14 protein-coding genes are annotated in these 16789 nt (G+C 72.0%); 5 read left to right on the top strand and 9 right to left on the bottom strand.

From position 1 onward, the window contains the following. Positions 1-53 precede the first annotated feature (53 nt). On the top strand, positions 54-1412 hold the full coding sequence (locus AB0C73_RS15375) for a hypothetical protein (RefSeq protein ID WP_362529456.1): 1359 nt from the start codon (positions 54-56) through the stop codon (positions 1410-1412). Positions 1413-1778: 366 nt separating this feature from the next. Here the strand turns inward: AB0C73_RS15375 and hppD are convergent, their stop codons facing one another. Continuing rightward, positions 1779-2918, bottom strand: a complete 1140-nt coding sequence (gene hppD / locus AB0C73_RS15370) for a 4-hydroxyphenylpyruvate dioxygenase (protein ID WP_362529975.1) — start codon at positions 2916-2918, stop codon at positions 1779-1781. Positions 2919-3054: 136 nt separating this feature from the next. Here hppD and AB0C73_RS15365 point away from each other — a divergent pair, with 136 nt between their 5' ends. The 3 genes from AB0C73_RS15365 to AB0C73_RS15355 all read left to right on the top strand — a co-directional run bounded on the left by AB0C73_RS15365 (position 3055) and on the right by AB0C73_RS15355 (position 5774). Beyond that, positions 3055-3534, top strand: coding sequence for an Lrp/AsnC family transcriptional regulator (locus AB0C73_RS15365; RefSeq protein ID WP_362529453.1), 480 nt, complete (start codon positions 3055-3057; stop codon positions 3532-3534). Between the two features lie 210 nt (positions 3535-3744). Next, a complete protein-coding gene (locus AB0C73_RS15360; protein ID WP_362529972.1) occupies positions 3745-4317 on the top strand; it encodes a winged helix-turn-helix domain-containing protein in 573 nt (190 codons plus the stop codon). 119 nt (positions 4318-4436) lie between these two features. After that, on the top strand, positions 4437-5774 hold the full coding sequence (locus tag AB0C73_RS15355) for an MFS transporter (protein ID WP_362529450.1): 1338 nt from the start codon (positions 4437-4439) through the stop codon (positions 5772-5774). On the opposite strand, the gene AB0C73_RS15350 is transcribed toward AB0C73_RS15355, so the two are convergent. Together AB0C73_RS15350 and AB0C73_RS15345 are read right to left on the bottom strand one after the other, a co-directional pair. Beyond that, positions 5707-6510 (bottom strand): S16 family serine protease, encoded by an 804-nt coding sequence (locus AB0C73_RS15350; protein ID WP_362529447.1) that lies wholly within the window; start codon positions 6508-6510, stop codon positions 5707-5709. The genes AB0C73_RS15355 and AB0C73_RS15350 overlap by 68 nt on opposite strands. A gap of 46 nt (positions 6511-6556) precedes the next feature. Further along, positions 6557-7630, bottom strand: coding sequence for an alpha/beta fold hydrolase (locus AB0C73_RS15345; protein ID WP_362529445.1), 1074 nt, complete (start codon positions 7628-7630; stop codon positions 6557-6559). An 84-nt stretch (positions 7631-7714) separates the two neighbouring features. Here AB0C73_RS15345 and AB0C73_RS15340 point away from each other — a divergent pair, with 84 nt between their 5' ends. After that, positions 7715-8710, top strand: coding sequence for a winged helix-turn-helix domain-containing protein (locus tag AB0C73_RS15340; protein WP_362529443.1), 996 nt, complete (start codon positions 7715-7717; stop codon positions 8708-8710). A 115-nt stretch (positions 8711-8825) separates the two neighbouring features. Here AB0C73_RS15340 and AB0C73_RS15335 read toward each other — a convergent pair whose 3' ends face one another. The 6 genes from AB0C73_RS15335 to AB0C73_RS15310 all read right to left on the bottom strand — a co-directional run bounded on the left by AB0C73_RS15335 (position 8826) and on the right by AB0C73_RS15310 (position 16784). Then, a complete protein-coding gene (locus AB0C73_RS15335) occupies positions 8826-9467 on the bottom strand; it encodes a helix-turn-helix domain-containing protein (RefSeq protein ID WP_362529440.1) in 642 nt (213 codons plus the stop codon). Between the two features lie 414 nt (positions 9468-9881). Further along, on the bottom strand, positions 9882-11678 hold the full coding sequence (locus AB0C73_RS15330; RefSeq protein WP_362529970.1) for a DEAD/DEAH box helicase: 1797 nt from the start codon (positions 11676-11678) through the stop codon (positions 9882-9884). Positions 11679-11801: 123 nt separating this feature from the next. Then, positions 11802-12152 carry a type II toxin-antitoxin system death-on-curing family toxin gene (locus AB0C73_RS15325; RefSeq protein ID WP_362529438.1) on the bottom strand — a complete coding sequence of 117 codons (351 nt, stop codon included), beginning with the start codon at positions 12150-12152 and terminating at the stop codon, positions 11802-11804. A gap of 1 nt (position 12153) precedes the next feature. Then, positions 12154-13689, bottom strand: coding sequence for an MFS transporter (locus AB0C73_RS15320; protein WP_362529436.1), 1536 nt, complete (start codon positions 13687-13689; stop codon positions 12154-12156). An 88-nt stretch (positions 13690-13777) separates the two neighbouring features. Further along, a complete protein-coding gene (locus tag AB0C73_RS15315) occupies positions 13778-14434 on the bottom strand; it encodes a hypothetical protein (RefSeq protein ID WP_362529434.1) in 657 nt (218 codons plus the stop codon). Between the two features lie 19 nt (positions 14435-14453). Further along, a complete protein-coding gene (locus AB0C73_RS15310; protein WP_362529432.1) occupies positions 14454-16784 on the bottom strand; it encodes a DUF6571 family protein in 2331 nt (776 codons plus the stop codon). Between the last annotated feature and the right edge of the window lie 5 nt (positions 16785-16789).

The raw sequence follows: 16789 nt of genomic DNA, 5'->3' as shown, positions 1-16789 counted from the left end.
CCCTTGGCTCGTGTGCTCTTCGTACAGCGGCGTACGGGCGCACAGTGTGCGCCATGAGACCCGAGAACGTGTCGCGGACGGTCCTCGCCTCGGGCGTGGGCGCGGTGCTCGCGGCGACGGCGCTGCTGTACGTGCCCGAGCTGACCGGCGCCGGCCCGCCGCGCCCGCCCGGTCCCGCCGAACGGGCGGCGCACGCGGCGAACGCGGGGGCTCAGGCGGCGCTGCCGGATCTGGCGGCGCTGATCGGCGACCGGGAGAAGTGGCTGCGGGCCCACCCCGGGGACGGCGCGTCCTGGGCGGTGCTCGGCGCGGCGTACACGGAGCGGGGGCTGCGGCGCGCGGACCCGGCGGACCTGCCGCGGGCGGAGGCCGCCCTGAAGCGCGCGGCCGGGGCCCTGGACGCGCAGGTGGGCCTGGGCGCCCTGGCGAACGCGCGCGGTGACTGGGCGACGGGCAAGGCGTGGGGCGAGCGGGTGCGCAAGGCGGACCCGAAGCGCTGGTCCGCGTACCCGGTGCTCATCGACGCGTACAACGGTCTCGGCGACTACAAGGCGGCCGGCAAGGCGACGGAGACGCTGGCCGAGTTGCACGCGGGGGCGGTGGTCAGCGCGCGCTCGGCGCAGCTGTACCGCGACCGCGGCTGGCGCGAGGACGCGGACGCGGCGGCCCTCGACGCGGTGGCGCTCGCGGAGACGGGCGCGGACAAGGCGGCGGCGCTCTCCCGGCTCGGCGACCTGGCGTGGGAGCGGGGCGAGCCGGCGCAGGCGCTCGCGCAGTACGGCGCGGCGCTCGGGCTCGTACCGGATCACGGGCCGTCCCTGGCGGGGCGGGCCCGGTCGCTGGCGGCTCTGGGGCGGACGGAGGAGGCGGTACGGGACTGGCGGGCGGCGATCGAGCGCCTTCCGCTGCCGGGCCATCTGCTCGAAGCGGGCGAGCTGGCGGAGTCCCTTGGCCGGGACGCGGAGGCGCGCGCGCTGTACGAGCGGCTGCGGGCGGGCCGCTGGCCGGACGCCGAGGTCGAGCTGGGCCTGCTCGACGCCGACCACGGCAACCCGTCGGAGGCGGTACGGCGCCTGCGCGCGGCCTGGGCGGCCGGACACCGCTCGGTGCGGGTCGCGGACGCGCTGGGCTGGGCGCTGTATCGCGCGGGCGAGCCGAAGGAGGCCCTGGAGTACGCCAGACGCGCCACCGACGAGGGCCTCCGCAGCGCCCTCTTCACCTACCATCGCGCCGAGATCGAACGCGCCCTGACCGACCTGAGCCCCGCCCGCCGCCACCTCGCGGAGGCCCTGCGCACCAACCCGCACTTCTCGCCACTGCTGGCGCCGCGCGCGAAGGAGGCGGTGGCGGCGCTGGGCGACTTCCCGGAGCAGCTGCCGGCGGACGCCCGGCCGGCGAAGGAGCGTTCCTAGGCCGGGCCTGCCATTCGTTGTGGGCATACGTTCTGCCAGGGCGGTGCCCACCCGTATGGGCTGCGCCCCTGCCACCCCCGTTGTGGGCATACGTTCCGCTGGGGCGGAACGGGTGGGCACAACGGACGGCGCCCCTTGCCGGGCCTAGGCTCCCTGCGCCTGGACGGCCACCCGTAGGGCGCCGCACTGGTGGTGCGGGTTCAGGCACAGGTGCGGAACGCGCCCGCATGGGCGCCGTCCCGTGTGCCCACCCGTCCCGCCCCAGCGGGACGAATGCCCACACGGAGGTGGGCGGCGGGCGCGGGGCCGGCCCGGGCGAGCCCCCCGTACTCGCCCGGGCCCCACGTACATCGGGGGAAGCGGCGGCTACAGGTTGCCGCGGCGCTCCTGCTCCCGCTCGATCGCCTCGAAGAGCGCCTTGAAGTTGCCCTTGCCGAAGCCCATCGAGCCGTGCCGCTCGATGATCTCGAAGAAGACGGTCGGACGGTCCTGGACCGGCTTGGTGAAGATCTGCAGCAGGTAGCCGTCCTCGTCGCGGTCGGCGAGGATGCTCAGCTCGCGCAGCGTCTCGATCGGGACGCGCGTGTCGCCGACCCACTCGCCGAGGGTGTCGTAGTACGTCCCCGGCGTGTCGAGGAACTGCACACCGTGCGCGCGCATGTAGCGGACGGTCTCGACGATGTCGTTCGTGGCCAGCGCGACGTGCTGCACGCCCGCGCCGCCGTAGAACTCCAGGTACTCGTCGATCTGCGACTTCTTCTTCGCGATCGCCGGCTCGTTGATCGGGAACTTCACCTTGAGGGTGCCGTCCGCGACGACCTTCGACATCAGCGCCGAGTACTCGGTCGCGATGTCGTCGCCCACGAACTCCTTCATGTTCGTGAAGCCCATGACCTTGTTGTAGAAGCCGACCCACTCGTTCATCTTGCCGAGCTCGACATTGCCGACGCAGTGGTCGATGGCCTGGAAGGTGCGCTTGGCCGGCGGCTCGACGATCGGCGCGGCGGCGACGTAACCCGGCAGGTAGGGGCCGTCGTAGCCGGAGCGGTCGACGAGGGTGTGGCGGGTCTTGCCGTACGTGGCGATGGCGGCGAGGACGACGGTGCCGTGCTCGTCCTTCACCTCGTACGGCTCGGTGATCCCGGTGGCGCCGTGCTCCACGGCGTACGCGTACGCGGCGCGCGCGTCCGGCACCTCGAGCGCCAGGTCGATCACGCCGTCGCCGTGCTCGGCGACGTGGGCGTCGAGGAAGCGGCCCCAGTCGGTGGTGGCCTTGATGACGGAGGTGAACACGAAACGGGCGGAGCCGTTGGTGAGGACGTAACTGGCGGTCTCGCGGCTGCCGTTCTCCGGTCCGGAGTAGGCGGCGAGCTTCATGCCGAAGGCCGTGGAGTAGTAGTGCGCGGCCTGCTTGGCGTTGCCGACGGCGAAGACGACCGCGTCCATTCCCTTCACCGGGAAGGGATCGGCCTCACGCGCGGTGGTCGGGTCGGGATCGATAGTCATCGAGGAATCTGCCATGGGAGGAGCGTCCCGCCACACCGCAAGGTGCGCAATAGTTTCTTGTTCCGCTGGTCAATCTGCACAGCGACCGGTCAGTATGAGCGGACGACTTGTACATGATGACCACTGGGAGGCCGTCGTGGCGATCGATCATCTGGACGGGCGGCTCATCGTGCTGCTCGCGCAGGAGCCGCGGATAGGCGTCCTGGAGGCCTCGCGCCGGCTCGGAGTGGCGCGCGGGACCGTGCAGGCCCGGCTCGACCGGCTTCAGTCGAATGGCGTCATCCGTGGTTTCGGCCCCCAGGTCGACCCGGCCGCCCTCGGCTATCCGGTCACCGCCTTCGCGACCCTGGAGATCAAACAGGGCCAGGGCGCGGACGTGCGCGGCCACTTGGCGACCGTCCCGGAGGTCCTCGAACTGCACACCACCACCGGTCACGGCGACATGCTGTGCCGGCTGGTGGCCCGCTCCAACGCCGATCTCCAGCGGGTGATCGACCGGGTCGTCGGTTTCGACGGCATCGTCCGGGCCTCCACGGCGATCGTCATGGAGAACCCGGTCCCCCTGCGGATCATCCCGCTGGTCGAACAGGCCGCGGAGGACCCGCCCTCGCGGTGACCTCCTGCCGGACCGTCGCGGACAGGACGCGGGCCGTCCCGGCCCGGAGGCGCGTGAGGAGTGGCGCCGACAGCTCCATGCATCCCCTCTCGGCCGAGTTGCAAAGAAGTTCTGCAAAAGAGGCTTGCAGAGATCTCTTTGCAACTCTACGGTTGTGTCATGCCCGAGAACGAGACCGAGATCGACACCGAGAACGCGGCCCAGCCGCTCATGGCGCCGGGGAGCCGCGTCCTCGACCCGCGCTCCCTGCGGGCCCTCGCGCACCCGCTGCGCATACAGATGCTGCGCGCCCTGCGCCACCAGGGCCCGGCCACCGCCTCCCAACTCGCCGAGCGGCTCGGCGAGTCGAGCGGTGCCACCAGCTACCACCTGCGCCAGCTGGCCGCCCACGGCTTCGTCGAGGACGCCCCGGAGCTCGGCAAGGGCCGGGAGCGCTGGTGGAAGGCGGCGGTGCAGGGGACCTACTTCGACGCGTCGCTGCACAAGAACCCGGACCCGGAGGTCCAGGGCGCCGTCGAGGTCTACTTCCACGAGATCGCGAACATCCACACCCAGGAGCTCAACACCTACCTCGGCACCCGCCACCAGTGGGACGAGGTCTGGCAGGACTCCTCCGACATGAGCGACTTCACGCTCCACCTCTCGCCCGAGCGCGCCCACGAGCTCAACTCGAAGATCCACGAGCTGATCGACGAGTACCGCGAGAGCGGAGACCGCGACGCCCCCGACGCCCAGCGGATACGGATGCACCTGCACGCCTTCCCGCAGCACGGCGCCAACTGAACCGAACCGACACGAGGCCGAAGAGACACGAGGCCGAAGACAGCCGAAGACAACCGAACAAACGGGGGGAAATCACTGTGCCCGCGCGCACCGACTCACGCTCACGCTCACGCACGCCCTTGGCCGCCGTCCTGTCGGCCAATGCCATCTCCATCAGCGGCAATTCGCTCACCCTCATCGGCGTCCCGTGGTTCGCCCTGGAGACCACCGGGAGCGCCGGCAAGGCCGGTCTGGTCGCCTTCTGCGCCGCCGTGCCGGTCGTCGTCTCCGCGCTCGCGGGCGGTCCGGTGATCGACCGGATCGGACGCCGCCGGGTCTCCGTCGCCTCCGACCTGTTCTGCGCGCTCGCGCTCGCCGCGATCCCGCTGCTCAACCGGGCCGGTCTGCTGCAGTTCTGGATGCTGTGCGCGCTGATGGGCGTCACCGGACTCTTCCACGCGCCGGGCGAGACCGCCCGCCATGTCCTCGTCCCCGACCTCGCGAAGCGCGCCGACACCCCGCTCACCCGCGCCGCGAGCCTGTACGACGCCGTGTCGCGCGGTGCCCGGATGGCCGGCGCCGCCGTCGGCGGTCTGCTCGTGGCGGCGATAGGCGCCGACACGGTGCTCTACGTCGACGCCGCCACGTTCCTGGCCTCCTCGCTGCTCGTCCTGGCGGGCCTGCGCGGCATACCGGCGGCCGAACCCCTGTGCGACGCACCGGCGTTGAACCTCACCGCCTACCGCTCCGACCTGCGCGAGGGCTACTCCTTCCTGCTGCGCACCCGGCTGCTGCTCGCCGTCGACCTGATGGTGATGGTCACCAACGGGCTCGCCCTGAGCTGGAGTTCGGTGCTGCTGCCGATCCACGCCCGCGAGGAGCTCGGCGGCGCGGCCGCACAGGGCCTGCTGGTCGCCGTCTTCGGCGGCAGCGCCCTCGCCGGCGCGCTGCTCTACGGCGCGGTCGGGCACCGCTTCCCGAGGCGGCCGGTCTTCACCGCCGGCTTCCTGATATCCACCGCACCGATCCTCACGGCCGCGGTCACCCACACCGTCCCGCCGATGGTCGTGGCGGCGGTGTTCGGCGGGCTCGGTGCCGGGGTGCTCAACCCGATCCTCACCACCGCCTTCTACGAGGTGGTGCCCGAGGAGCTGCGCAGCCGCGTCGGCAGCGCCAGTACGGCCTCCGTGCTGCTGACCACTCCGCTCGGCGGTCTGGCCGCCGGCCTCCTGGTCGAGAGCGTGGGCATCACGGCGGCGCTGTTCACGGTGGGCGGGGCGTTCTTCCTGGCGACCCTGTCGCCGCTGCTGTTCCCGGTCTGGCGCGAACTGGACGCCCCCGCGGGGACGACGGCGGCCAGGGCGGCGGCCACGGCGGCCAAGGCCTCCGGCAGCGGCGGCGGTGACGCGGTCAGCAGCTCGGGACCTTCGACTCCTGGCCCTGTTCCAGCGCCCTCAGGGACGACACCGCGTCGCTGAGCGCGGTCACGGGGATCAGCTTCAGCCCCTTGGGCAGCTCGGCCTGGGCGTCGGAGCACTCGCCCTTGGGGACGAGGAAGACGGTGGCGCCGTCGCGGGCGGCGGCCTGTGTCTTCAGGGACACCCCGCCGACCGCGCCGACGGTGCCGTCGGGGTCGATCGTGCCGGTGCCGGCGACGGTCCGGCCGCCGGTCAGGTCGCCGCCGTCGCCGTCCCCGTCGATCTTGTCGACGATGCCGAGGGAGAACAGCAGGCCGGCGCTCGGGCCGCCGACGTCGGCGAGGTGGAGGGTGACCTTCACCTGCTTCGGGTCCAGCTTGAGATAGCCGAGGGCGGCGAGGGTCGCCGCGTCCTGCGACTCCTTCATCTGCCCCAGGTTGTGCTGCTCGATCTCCTCGTCGGACTGGCCCGTCGGATAGACCGAGGACTTCGGCAGCACCGCCCGGTCGGTGCGGAACCAGGCGTCCGCGACATCGGCCAGGTCGTTGGAGGCGGACGGCCCGGTCGCCAGGATCGTCGTCATCCGCAGCTGCCCGTCGGTCGGGCGGACCGGGACGCCGGAGATGGTGATCACCTCGCGCCCCTGGTCCTTGCCGAGCACGTCGGCGGTCGTGCCGGGCTGTGCGATGGCGTACGGCAGCGGCGCGAGCCCGGCGACCGCGAACAGCGCGGCGACGGGCAGGGCGCAGAGCGCGAGGGCACGGGTGCGCGGGAGACCGGCGAGACGGGAGAGCACGCCCCCAATCTACTGGGCGGCGGCCCGCGGCCCCGCCGGACAGTCCCTAGGGCAGCCGGCGGGCGAAGAAGGCGCCCACCCGGCGCCGTACCGCCGCGACCGTACCGGCCGGGTCACCGGTGCCCACCAGGGCGGCCCGGGTCTCGTCCGTGACGAGGCCGGCGGCCTGCAGCCGGGGCACCAGGGCCGCGAAGTCGGTGAAGGCCCAGTGGTTCGCGTCCCGCAGCAGCGCGCGCTCGCCGGGGACCCCGGTCCAGGAGGTGTCGATCCGGGCGGCGCCCTCGAAGCCGTCGGTACGGAAGAGGAGCAGGAGCCGGGCGGGGGCGGGCACGGGGGCGAGGTCGAGGTCGAGGTAGCCCTCCAGGTTCGCGACGGCGCGGACGCGGGGATCGTGGCCGGCGGCGTACACGGCGGCCGTGCCGCCGGCGGAGTGCCCGTAGATCCCGATACCGGAGGCCTCCGGGAGCAGGCGGGGGAGCTGGTCGAGGACGAAGCGGAGGTCGGCGACGCGTGTGTCGATCATGATGCGGAAGGTCGCCGGGTCCGGAGGCCCCATGAGGACGGTGGTGCGCAGTCCGGTCGGCAGTTCCACCACCCCCGCGTCGCCGGGGTGGTCGACGAGGACCACGGTCCGGCCGTGGCTCGCCAGGTCCTCGGCAAGGCCGCTGCCCAGGGAACGGGAGTCCCCGCCGCCCGGGCTGTACAGGAGTACCGGCCGCCGTCCCGGCAGCGGCGGTGCGCCGATGTGCCCGTGGGTGCGGACGGTGCCCCAGTCCACCGTGCCCTCCGCCGGGAGCCCCTGGTGGATCCATGGCGCCAGCTCGGCGAACTTCCGTGCCTCGGCCGGGGTCAGCTGCGGGGCGCACGGGCAGCCGCGTACCCCGGCGGCCGGGTACAGGACGGTGAGCATCACCTCGCGCGCCCCGCCCACCCACGGGTCTTCACGGGTCGGGTCGGTGAGGTGGACGGTGCGCAGGCCGACGGGGTACGGGCCGGTCGGCGCGGGCAGCCGGAGGCAGAGGGCGGGGTCGGCGGCGGCGGGGAGGACGGGGAGCAGGGTGGCGGCGGCTCCGGCGCCCGCGAGCAGGGCGCCTTTGAGGAGGGTGCGTCGAGAGGTCATGCGAGCATCCTGGGAGCGGGGCGGGGCGCGTGGCGAAGGTTCAGGCCCTGCCCGAAAGCTTTGCGGAGAACGGGGAGTTGTGCGGTGCTGCGGATCCATCTGACGGCGGACGATCTCGCCCGGGTGCGTTTCGCGCCCCGCCCGGCCCCGCTCCAGGAACTCCACGCGGCCCTGAAGACCGCCGTCGCGCCCGGCCCGGACCCGCTGCTCCTCGGCCGCTGGCGCGGCCGGGTCCTGCGCTCCCTGCCGGCCGCCGCCGACCCGCTCGCCGACCTGGTGCCGGGCGGCCGCCCGCCCGCCTTCCTCGACGTCCTCGGCGACACGCTGGAGGAGGGCTTCGAGCGGATCCGCGCCACGCGCCCCGAGACCGTCCGCGCCGAGCTGGAGCGGGTGTACGGGGCGGGGCGGCAGCGGGTGCCGGGCTGGGTCCGGGGCCTGCACGCGGGCGAGGACGGGTCCTGGCGGGCGGTGCGGCGGGCGCAGCGGGCCGCGTACGAGACGGTCCTGGCGCCGGTCTGGCCGCTGGTGCAGGACCTGCACCGCGAGGAGTTCGCCCGGCACGCCCTGGCGGTCGCCGAGCACGGCCTGGCCGCGGCCCTGACGGCCCTGGCGCCCGGCACCCGTTTCGACGGCACCGTGTGGGAGTGGCCGGCCGCCGCCGACCGCGAGGTGCACCCCGCCGGCCGCGGCCTGCTTCTCCTGCCGACCTTCCACCACCCGGCGGGCCCGCTCCTCCACGACCACCCGCCCCACCCCGTGACCCTCGGCTACCCGTCGGGCCCCGGCCTCCCGCCCGTACCGGACGACGGCAGGAACCCGCCGGACGAGCCCCTTGCCCCGGCCCTGGGCCGCACCCGCGCGGAACTCCTCCGCCTGCTCGGCGAACCCCTGACGACGACGGAGCTGGCCCGCGCCCTGCGGGTGAGCAACGCGACGGCCTCGGAGCACGCGGGCGCCCTGAGGGCGGCGGGCCTGCTGACGACGACCCGCACGGGCAGATCGGTGACCCACGAGCGCACAGCGCTGGCGGACCTGATCCTCGGCCCCCGCCCCGCCGCTCCCCCCAGAGCGAAGCCCTAGGAACCCAGCCGCAGGCCCACGCCCCATGGGCGCCGCGCGCCTCTGGGGCCGTCAACCGAGGAGGCCGTACGCCCCCGGGCCCAGCCCTGGCTGCCGCGCGCCCGAGCGCCCCGCTCTAGCGCAGCGCGTCGGCGACTTCGCGGGCCGCGTCCACGACCCTCGGTCCGACCCGCTCCGGGACAGCGTCCGCGAGCATGACGACGCCGACGCTGCCCTCGATGCCGGTGATGCCGACCAGCGGGGCGGCGGCGCCGCTGGCGCCGGCCTCCAGCTCGCCGTGGGTGAGGGTGAAGCCCGGTTCGATGAGCTCGCCGCGGCGGGCGGCGAGGATCGCGCGGCCGGCGGCCCCGCGGTCCAGCGGGTGGCGGAAGCCGGCCCGGTAGGCGACGTGGTAGTCGGTCCAGGTGGGTTCGACGACGGCCACGGCGAGCGCCTCGGCCCCGTCGACCAGGGTGAGGTGAGCCGTCGCCCCTATGTCCTCGGCGAGCGAGCGCAGCGCGGGCAGCGCGGCCTCACGCACCAGCGGGTGCACCTGGCGGCCCAGGCGCAGCACGCCGAGCCCGACGCGGGCGCGGCCGCCCAGGTCCCGGCGGACGAGGGCATGCTGCTCGAGGGTGGCGAGCAGCCGGTAGACGACGGTCCGGTTCACACCGAGTCGGTTGGACAACTCGGTGACGGTCAGGCCGTGGTCGGTGTCGGCGAGCAGTTTGAGGACTCTAAGGCCCCGGTCGAGCGTCTGGGAGGTCTCCGCGGTCACGACGCCCTCTCCTTCGGAGTGAGTGACAGCGGACTCGTACGGAAGCTGCGACACCGGTCCCATCGGCGACGCACGTCAGAGGCCGCCGGCAGGACGGGCTACACCGGCTGCGCTCCGCGGCGGCGCTGCCACGGGGCGTTTGCTTGAGCCGGGACAGTAGCGGCGTGCTCCGCTCAGCGGAAGACCTCGTCCAGAATCCGGGCGCGTGCGACCGGATACGGGCGGTTCGGGACCTAAGTCGGCCGAACAGGGGACTTTGGCGGACAAGTGAACCGGTCACACGCTTGTAGCGTGGGGGCGGAACGGGGCCGACCGTGGGGGCCGGTCCCGGGCACGGCGGAGGCCCGTACGCCGCTCGCGTACGGGCCTCGAACCTGTCTCGGAAGAACGGTTCAGGAATCCCTCAGAGGGACCTCACCGCATGCGGGTGGCCCACTCCTGCACCTTCTTGATCCGCTCACGGATCTGCCCGGCGGTCGCCTCGGCGCTCGGCGGGCCGCCGCAGACCCGCCGCAGCTCGGTGTGGATCACGCCGTGCGGCTTGCCGCTCTGGTGAACGTACGCACCGACCATCGTGTTGAGCTGTTTCCGCAGCTCAAGGAGCTCCTTGTGGGAAACGACGGGCCGTCGCTCCGCGGGAAGTTCCAGCAGGTCGGCCTCGCTGTCCGGCTTCTTGCGGCTGTGCGCGATCTGCCGGGCCTGCCGCTTCTGGAGGAGGAGCTGCACCTGGTCGGGTTCGAGGAGCCCGGGGATGCCGAGGTAGTCCTGCTCCTCCTCGCTGCCGGGGTGGGCCTGCATGCCGAACTCGGCGGCGTTGTAGAGGACTCGGTCGAAGACGGCGTCCGACTCGAGCGCCTCGAACGGCAGCATGTCCTGCTCGCCGGTGTCCTCGTCCTGCTGCTTCTCCGCCTCCGCCATCTCCTTCTCGGACTCGGCGTACGGGTCCTCGTCCTCCCCCGCCTTCTTCGGCTTGTCGAGCACGTGGTCGCGCTCGACCTCCATCTCGGTGGCGAAGCCGAGGAGGCTGGGGATGGTGGGAAGGAACACGGACGCGGTCTCGCCGCGCCTGCGGGATCGCACGAAGCGCCCGACGGCCTGCGCGAAGAACAGCGGTGTGGAGATGGTGGTGGCGTACACGCCGACGGCGAGACGCGGCACGTCGACGCCCTCGGACACCATGCGGACGGCGACCATCCAGCGGTCGGTGTTCTCGCTGAACTCGTCGATCCGGCCGGAGGCGCCCGCGTCGTCGGAGAGCACGACGGTGGCCTTGGTGCCGGTGATCTCGCGGATCAGCTTGGCGTAGGCGCGGGCGGAGTCCTGGTCGGAGGCGATGACGAGACCGCCGGCGTCCGGGATGGACTTGCGGACCTCGGTGAGCCGCTGGTCGGCGGCGCGCAGCACGTTCGGCATCCAGTCGCCGCGCGGGTCGAGCGCGGTGCGCCAGGCCTGCGAGATCGCGTCCTTGGTCATCGGCTCGCCGAGGCGCGCGGCGATCTCGTCGCCGGCCTTGGTGCGCCAGCGCATGTTGCCGCTGTAGGAGAGGAAGATGACGGGCCGGACGACGTTGTCGTTGAGGGCGTTGCCGTAGCCGTAGGTGTAGTCGGCCGCGGAGCGCCGGATGCCGTCGTTCCCCTCCTCGTACGCGACGAAGGGGATCGGGTTGGTGTCGGAGCGGAAGGGCGTGCCGGTGAGGGCGAGCCGGCGGGTGGCCGGCTCGAAGGCCTCCAGGCAGGCCTCGCCCCAGGACTTGGAGTCTCCGGCGTGGTGGATCTCGTCGAGGATGACGAGGGTCTTGCGCTGTTCGCTGCGGTTGCGGTGGAGCATGGGCCGTACGCCGACGCCGGCGTACGTGATGGCGATCCCGTCGTACTCCTTGCTGAGCGGCCCGGCGCTGTAGTCCGGGTCCAGCTTGATCCCTATCCGCGCCGCGGCTGCCGCCCACTGCTTCTTCAGGTGCTCGGTGGGGGCCACGACCGTGACCTGCTGCACCACGTGGTGGTGCAGCAGCCAGGACGCGAGGGTCAGCGCGAAGGTGGTCTTGCCGGCGCCGGGCGTGGCGACCGCGAGGAAGTCACGGGGCTGCTCCTGGATGTACTTCTCCATCGCGCCCTGCTGCCAGGCTCGCAGCTTGTTGGCGGTGCCCCAGGGGGCGCGGCCGGGGAAGGCGGGAGAGAGGTGATGTGAGGAGGTGGCGGTGGTAGTCACGATCTCCGGTTACGGTTCGACGCTCGTCCAGACGCTCGTCCAGATATGACAACCGGGCCACCTTACCGGTGCGGGCGACGCGATCTCGTACGAACAAGCCCGCGTCGAGGCACCGTGAGAGAGTCCTCACACCCCTCCCGAAAGCACCCTCAAACGCCCCGCAATGTCGGTTATGTCCACCATCTCGCCACTGGCCACGTCCACGACCAGCTCGTAGGCACGGTCCTGGCCGGCGCCGGTGAGCTCGCCGAGATCGACTCCGTTGACGGCGAGGAAGGTGGCCGCCGAGAGCCAGGCGGCACGCTTGTTGCCGTCGACGAAGGGGTGGTTCGAGGCGAGGGCGTGGAGGAGTACGGCAGCCTGCTCGTAGAGGTCGCGGTACGCGCTCTCGCCGTACATACGGGCCCGGGGCCGATGCACGGCGGACTCCAGGAGCCCGGGCGCGCGGAGCGCCGGGCTGCTGTCGCATGCCCGCACCCTAGGCACGGGCGGGCGCTGAAGCCACCGCCTTTCCGCCGCCCCTCCCCTCCCCGAGCCGGGTGGCGACCCAGCCCCCGATCGCGGCGACGCCGGCCATCGGCAGGAAGACGGCGACGAAGGCGGCGGGGTGGGATCCGGTGCCGGTACCGGTGCCGGCGGCGGCACCGGCGGCATCGACGACGCGGCCGACCGCGCCGCCGCCGAGCGCGCCGAAGGCCGCTCCGCCGGCGGCGAGGAGGAGGACGTTGGAGAGGCCGTCGGAGATCTGGAGGGCGGCGGAGTTCGCCCCGGCCTCCTCGGGCGCGGAGAGCTTCAGCAGCAGCACGCTGGTGGAGGCGATCACCATGCCCATGCCGAAGCAGCCGAAGCCCCAGGCGACCGCGACCACCCACACCGGCACGCCGTCGATCAGGACGCTCGGGACGGCGGCGATGGCGAGGACGACCAGGACCATGCCGAGGACGACGAGCCGCTCGCGGTACGGCTCGGTGCGTGGCCGGGACTGCACCCAGGAGCCGAGCGCCCAGGTCAGACCACCGAGGGCGAGCGAGAACCCGGCCAGGGTGGGGCTGAGGCCACGCTGGGTGACCAGCATGAGCGGTACGAAGGACTCGGCGGCGATGAACGACCCGGCGGCGATACCGCGGAGCAGCACGACGGACGGCAGCCCGCGGGCGGCCCGGTAGGTGCCGCGCGGCAGCAGCCCGCGCACGGCGGGCACAAGGAGCACGGCGCCTGCCGCGGCGGGCAGCAGCGAGAGCCAGCGCAGCTCCTGCCCGGCGTACTGGAGCAGCGCGGCGCCGAGCGATATCGCGAACGCCAGCCGGATCCGCCGCCGGTCCCAGGGCGCGACGGGCGCCCCGGGGTCGGCGGGCCCGGAGGCGGTACGGCGGATCGCGGGCAGCGCGAGGGCGAGCGGGAACACGACGAGGACCGGGATGCCGACGAAGACCCAGCGCCAGCCGAGCTGCTCGGTGATCGTCCCGGAGGCCAGCGGCCCGACCACCGAGGGCACGATCCAGCTGGCGGCGAACGCCGCCATGATCGCGGGCCGCAGATGTTCCTCGTACGCCCGGCTGATCACCACGTACAACGCGACGATCACCAGACCGCCGCCCAGTCCCTGCACGGCCCGCCCGAGAATGAACAGCCACATGGTCCCGGCCGTCCCGGACAGCAGCAGCCCGGCCGCGAAACAGCTCATCCCGACGGTCAGCGGCCCGAGCGGCCCGCTCCGGTCGGACCACTGCCCCGACAGCACCATCCCGAACAGGCTGGTCGTGAAGTACGCGGAGAACGCGAACGCGTACAGCGGCACCCCGTCCAGCTCCCGCGCCGCGACGGGCATCGCCGTCCCGACGGCGGTCGCCTCGAAGGCGATCATCAGCACGACGGACACGATCCCGACACTGAGCGCCCGATGCCCCCGATCAAGCAGGGACCCGCCGCCGGTGGGGTGGGACAGCACGGCGGCGGGGTTCGGCGCGGTGACGTCGGCGTCGGCGTCGGCGTCGCGCGGTTCGAGGGCACTCATACGCCCCAGAGTAAGGGCCGAACCCGGATATGGCCCCTGTCGCGAGTCGCATCCGGCCTGCCCCGATGGTCGTACGACCGGGGGGATGTCAATCGGGCTTGGGCGTGAAGACGGGCTTGTCGGGGAGCCCGGCGTTGTTCTCGCAGCCGAGCCGCTTGACGACGGCGAGGGTGACGGAGTGGAGGACGGTGAGGTTGGCCTGGCGGATGGCGGGGGTGTCGGGGAGTTCGGAATGGGTGAAGGTGAGCTCGCCGCGGATTCGGGCGGGCCGCTGCTCGGACCCATTGAATCGGCTGCTGATGCAGGTGACGAAGAGATATGCCTTCTTCGGTCCGGACTGCGCCTCCCTACCCATGTCGTACGCATGCAGCCCACGAGGGTGGACGTCTCCAAAGGGTTCGTCGACGTCGTACAGACCGAAGTCGATGTCTAACCGGTCCAGGCTGCCGGGAACTGCAACCCTGCACATGGGAGGATGCATCGTCGTTCGCCCCCTCTCCTCGTAGTCTGCGGTCAACTCCTCTCCGCTTCGGTTCAGACCGCCCCTCGGGTCGTGTACGAACTTCTTGGTCCTCAGTACCGCCTCAAGGGCACGACCGGCATCAGGGGAAAGCGTGTCGTCGCACTGCTGAGCGGCTGTGACACGCTGCTCCTCCGGCTCTTTGTCGCCGCCACAGGCGGTGAGCAGAAGGCAGGCGGCCAGCCCGGAGGCGATGGGCTTGATCGTCTTCCTCACATGAGTCATCGCCGTCTCCAGGACGTGATCAACCGGTCTCTGGGGCGTTACCGCTCTGACCCGCAAGAGAGTTGCCCTTCGAATAGCCACCGTCGACGGACTCGATGAGGTCCTGCCTCAAGTCGTCACTCACACGGGAGCGGTGCACCTCTACGAAGCGCTCCATGGGCGATTCCGCACTGTACCTACCGGCTTCGTAGATGACCCTTCTGTCCTCGTGGATCTGGTCTTCCGTCGTGTCCTTGTGATCGTCGACAGCCCTGTCCGACCAGTCACCGATGACCTGGCCCCCCAGCGTCTCCATGGCACCGGAGCCGGCGTCGACCGCGAGCGGGACGATGATCGCGGTGGCTCCCGCAGCGGCAGCGGTGGCCGGCAGGAAGGCGACCCCGCCCGCGATGGCGGCGGCAGTGCCGAACTCCACCCAGGCGGCCTTCTTCGCCTGAGCCTTCGCGTAGTCCTCATGAAGCTTCATGCCCTCGGCCTCGACCTGTCCGGCACGGGCCTCGTCCAGCAGTCCTTGAACCGTGGCGCTGGTGCGCACTGCTTCCCGGGCACGAGCTCCGTCGATCCGGCCGTCAGGATCGACCTGCGCCTCCAACACACTTGTGGCATAGAGGCGCTCGGCTGTGGACACCGTGGCGTACGCGTCAGGATGCTGCCCCAAGGTGCTCAGGAATCTGACCGCTGCCTTGGTCCCGAACTCCGCATGCGCGGCACCGTCACCCGCCGGCTCGAAAGGACTGTTCGGATCGCTCTTGGTCAGCGCCCAGTTGAGGTCGTCGATATACCCGGCGCCCATATTGCCCAGGCTGTCCGCCATGGCCGACTGATGCTTCTTGAGCAGCTCGGCGTCCCCGCCGTACTTCGCCACGACATCAGTCATGATCTTGGCCGTGGTCTCGTCACGGTGCAGCTCCGGCTTCGGATCGTCCCAGGCGTGCCCGAGCGTCGCCGCCTCCAGCGCATGCCCCAACGCGTCCGGCATGTAGTCCGCGGCCCTCTTCGCGGCGTCCGGCCCATGACCGTCGCTGTCGGGGAAGAACGCGTACGCGTCGTTGGTGTAGAAGTCGAGGTAGCTCGCGATCCCCTTCCCGTCCTTGCCCTTCCCGAGATCCAGCGTGCCGCCGACGCTCCCGTCCACGTTGTACGACGTCGGCTCCGCCGAGAAGAACTGCTTCGCCGCCTCCGGGCTGTGGCCCAGCGCCTCAAGGACCGGAATCACCGGGTCGAAACCGGAGCCGTTGACCCCTGACGGGTTGTACGGGTCCTTGAACCAGCCGCCCGCGTTCTCGGCGAAGAAGTGCGGGGCCTTGCTGTGCAGTTGGGTCACGTGCTCGGCGATGGGCACCAGGAACCTGGGGTCATAGTCGCCGTTGCGGAGGATGCCGCCGAGGACCTGGTAGCCGAGCGCCGGGTGGCGGTCGCCACCGGCGAGCGGGATGGGTTCGGTGCCGAGCCTCCGCATCTCGGCCGACCAGTGCTCGGTCCACTGGTCGCCGCCCCGGGTGGCCGTGGCGAGGTTCAGGCCCAGGTTCTTCTGCAGGGTCTGGACGTCCTCCAGGCGCTGCTTGTCCGGCTGCCGGCCGTTGTCCTCGTACGTGTCGGTGGACAGCTGCGCGAAGAACTCCAGGGCTCCCTTGGGGCCGAGGCCGTCGTAGAAGGTTCTGGCGAACTCCTTCGAGCCGCTGTTGTTCTCCAGGAGCTCGTTGAGGCGCGTGAGCTCCTCATGCGTGAGCTCCTTGCCCTTCCTGGCCAGGGCCAGCGCGCGCTGCGCCTCCTCCGCGTCCACGCTGCCGTACTTCGGCGCGCTGAAGTTGTGCCGGTCGCCGGTGATGTCGGCTCGCAGCGCCTTCGCGCACGCCTCGTCGGCGTCGTCGCAGCTGTCGATGACGGCGTCGAGGCGGTGCTGCAGCGCCGCGATGTCGGCGCGCTGCTTGCGCAGGGTCTCGGCCTGGTCGCGGTCGTAGTGGGCCACGGCGTCCCGCTCCAGCGAGTAGGCGGCCTCGACAACGCCGTTGCTCTTCACCACGAGGCCCTGGTGCGGGGCGTCCGTCTCGACGATCGTCGTGAGGTCGGCCTTCGCCTTCCGGAACGTGCGGTAGCCGTCCTCCAGAACCCGGTGGATGCCGCCGGCCGCCTTCGCCGCGTCCTCGAACTCCTTGGCGGTCTTGTCGATGAAGGGTTTGGTGACCTCGGCGTTCACGCCGCGCCAGTCGTCGGCTCTGGCCTTCGCGGCCATCGTCGTACGGGCGTCCTCGGCAAGTGTGTCGAGCCTGCCCTTCATCTCGGACCAGCGGTCCGCCGCGGCCTTCAGCTTGTCCAGCGGCGCGTGGTACACGTTGTCAAAGGTCAGCATGGTGA

It is taken from the genome of Streptomyces sp. NPDC048623 (genome assembly GCF_040650755.1).
Classification (GTDB): domain Bacteria; phylum Actinomycetota; class Actinomycetes; order Streptomycetales; family Streptomycetaceae; genus Streptomyces.
The sequence above is the reverse complement of the archived record's forward strand: the minus strand, read 5'-3'. Positions and strand labels throughout refer to the sequence as shown.

Excerpts from the sequence above, each read along its gene's own strand:
- hppD (WP_362529975.1), bottom strand. The coding sequence starts at position 2,918 with ATGACTATCGATCCCGACCCGACCACCGCGCGTGAGGCCGATCCCTTC.
- AB0C73_RS15310 (WP_362529432.1), bottom strand. The coding sequence starts at position 16,784 with ATGCTGACCTTTGACAACGTGTACCACGCGCCGCTGGACAAGCTGAAG.
- AB0C73_RS15315 (WP_362529434.1), bottom strand. The coding sequence starts at position 14,434 with ATGACTCATGTGAGGAAGACGATCAAGCCCATCGCCTCCGGGCTGGCC.
- AB0C73_RS15360 (WP_362529972.1), top strand. The coding sequence starts at position 3,745 with ATGGCGCCGGGGAGCCGCGTCCTCGACCCGCGCTCCCTGCGGGCCCTC.
- AB0C73_RS15375 (WP_362529456.1), top strand. The coding sequence starts at position 54 with ATGAGACCCGAGAACGTGTCGCGGACGGTCCTCGCCTCGGGCGTGGGC.
- AB0C73_RS15345 (WP_362529445.1), bottom strand. The coding sequence starts at position 7,630 with ATGACCTCTCGACGCACCCTCCTCAAAGGCGCCCTGCTCGCGGGCGCC.
- AB0C73_RS15320 (WP_362529436.1), bottom strand. The coding sequence starts at position 13,689 with ATGAGTGCCCTCGAACCGCGCGACGCCGACGCCGACGCCGACGTCACC.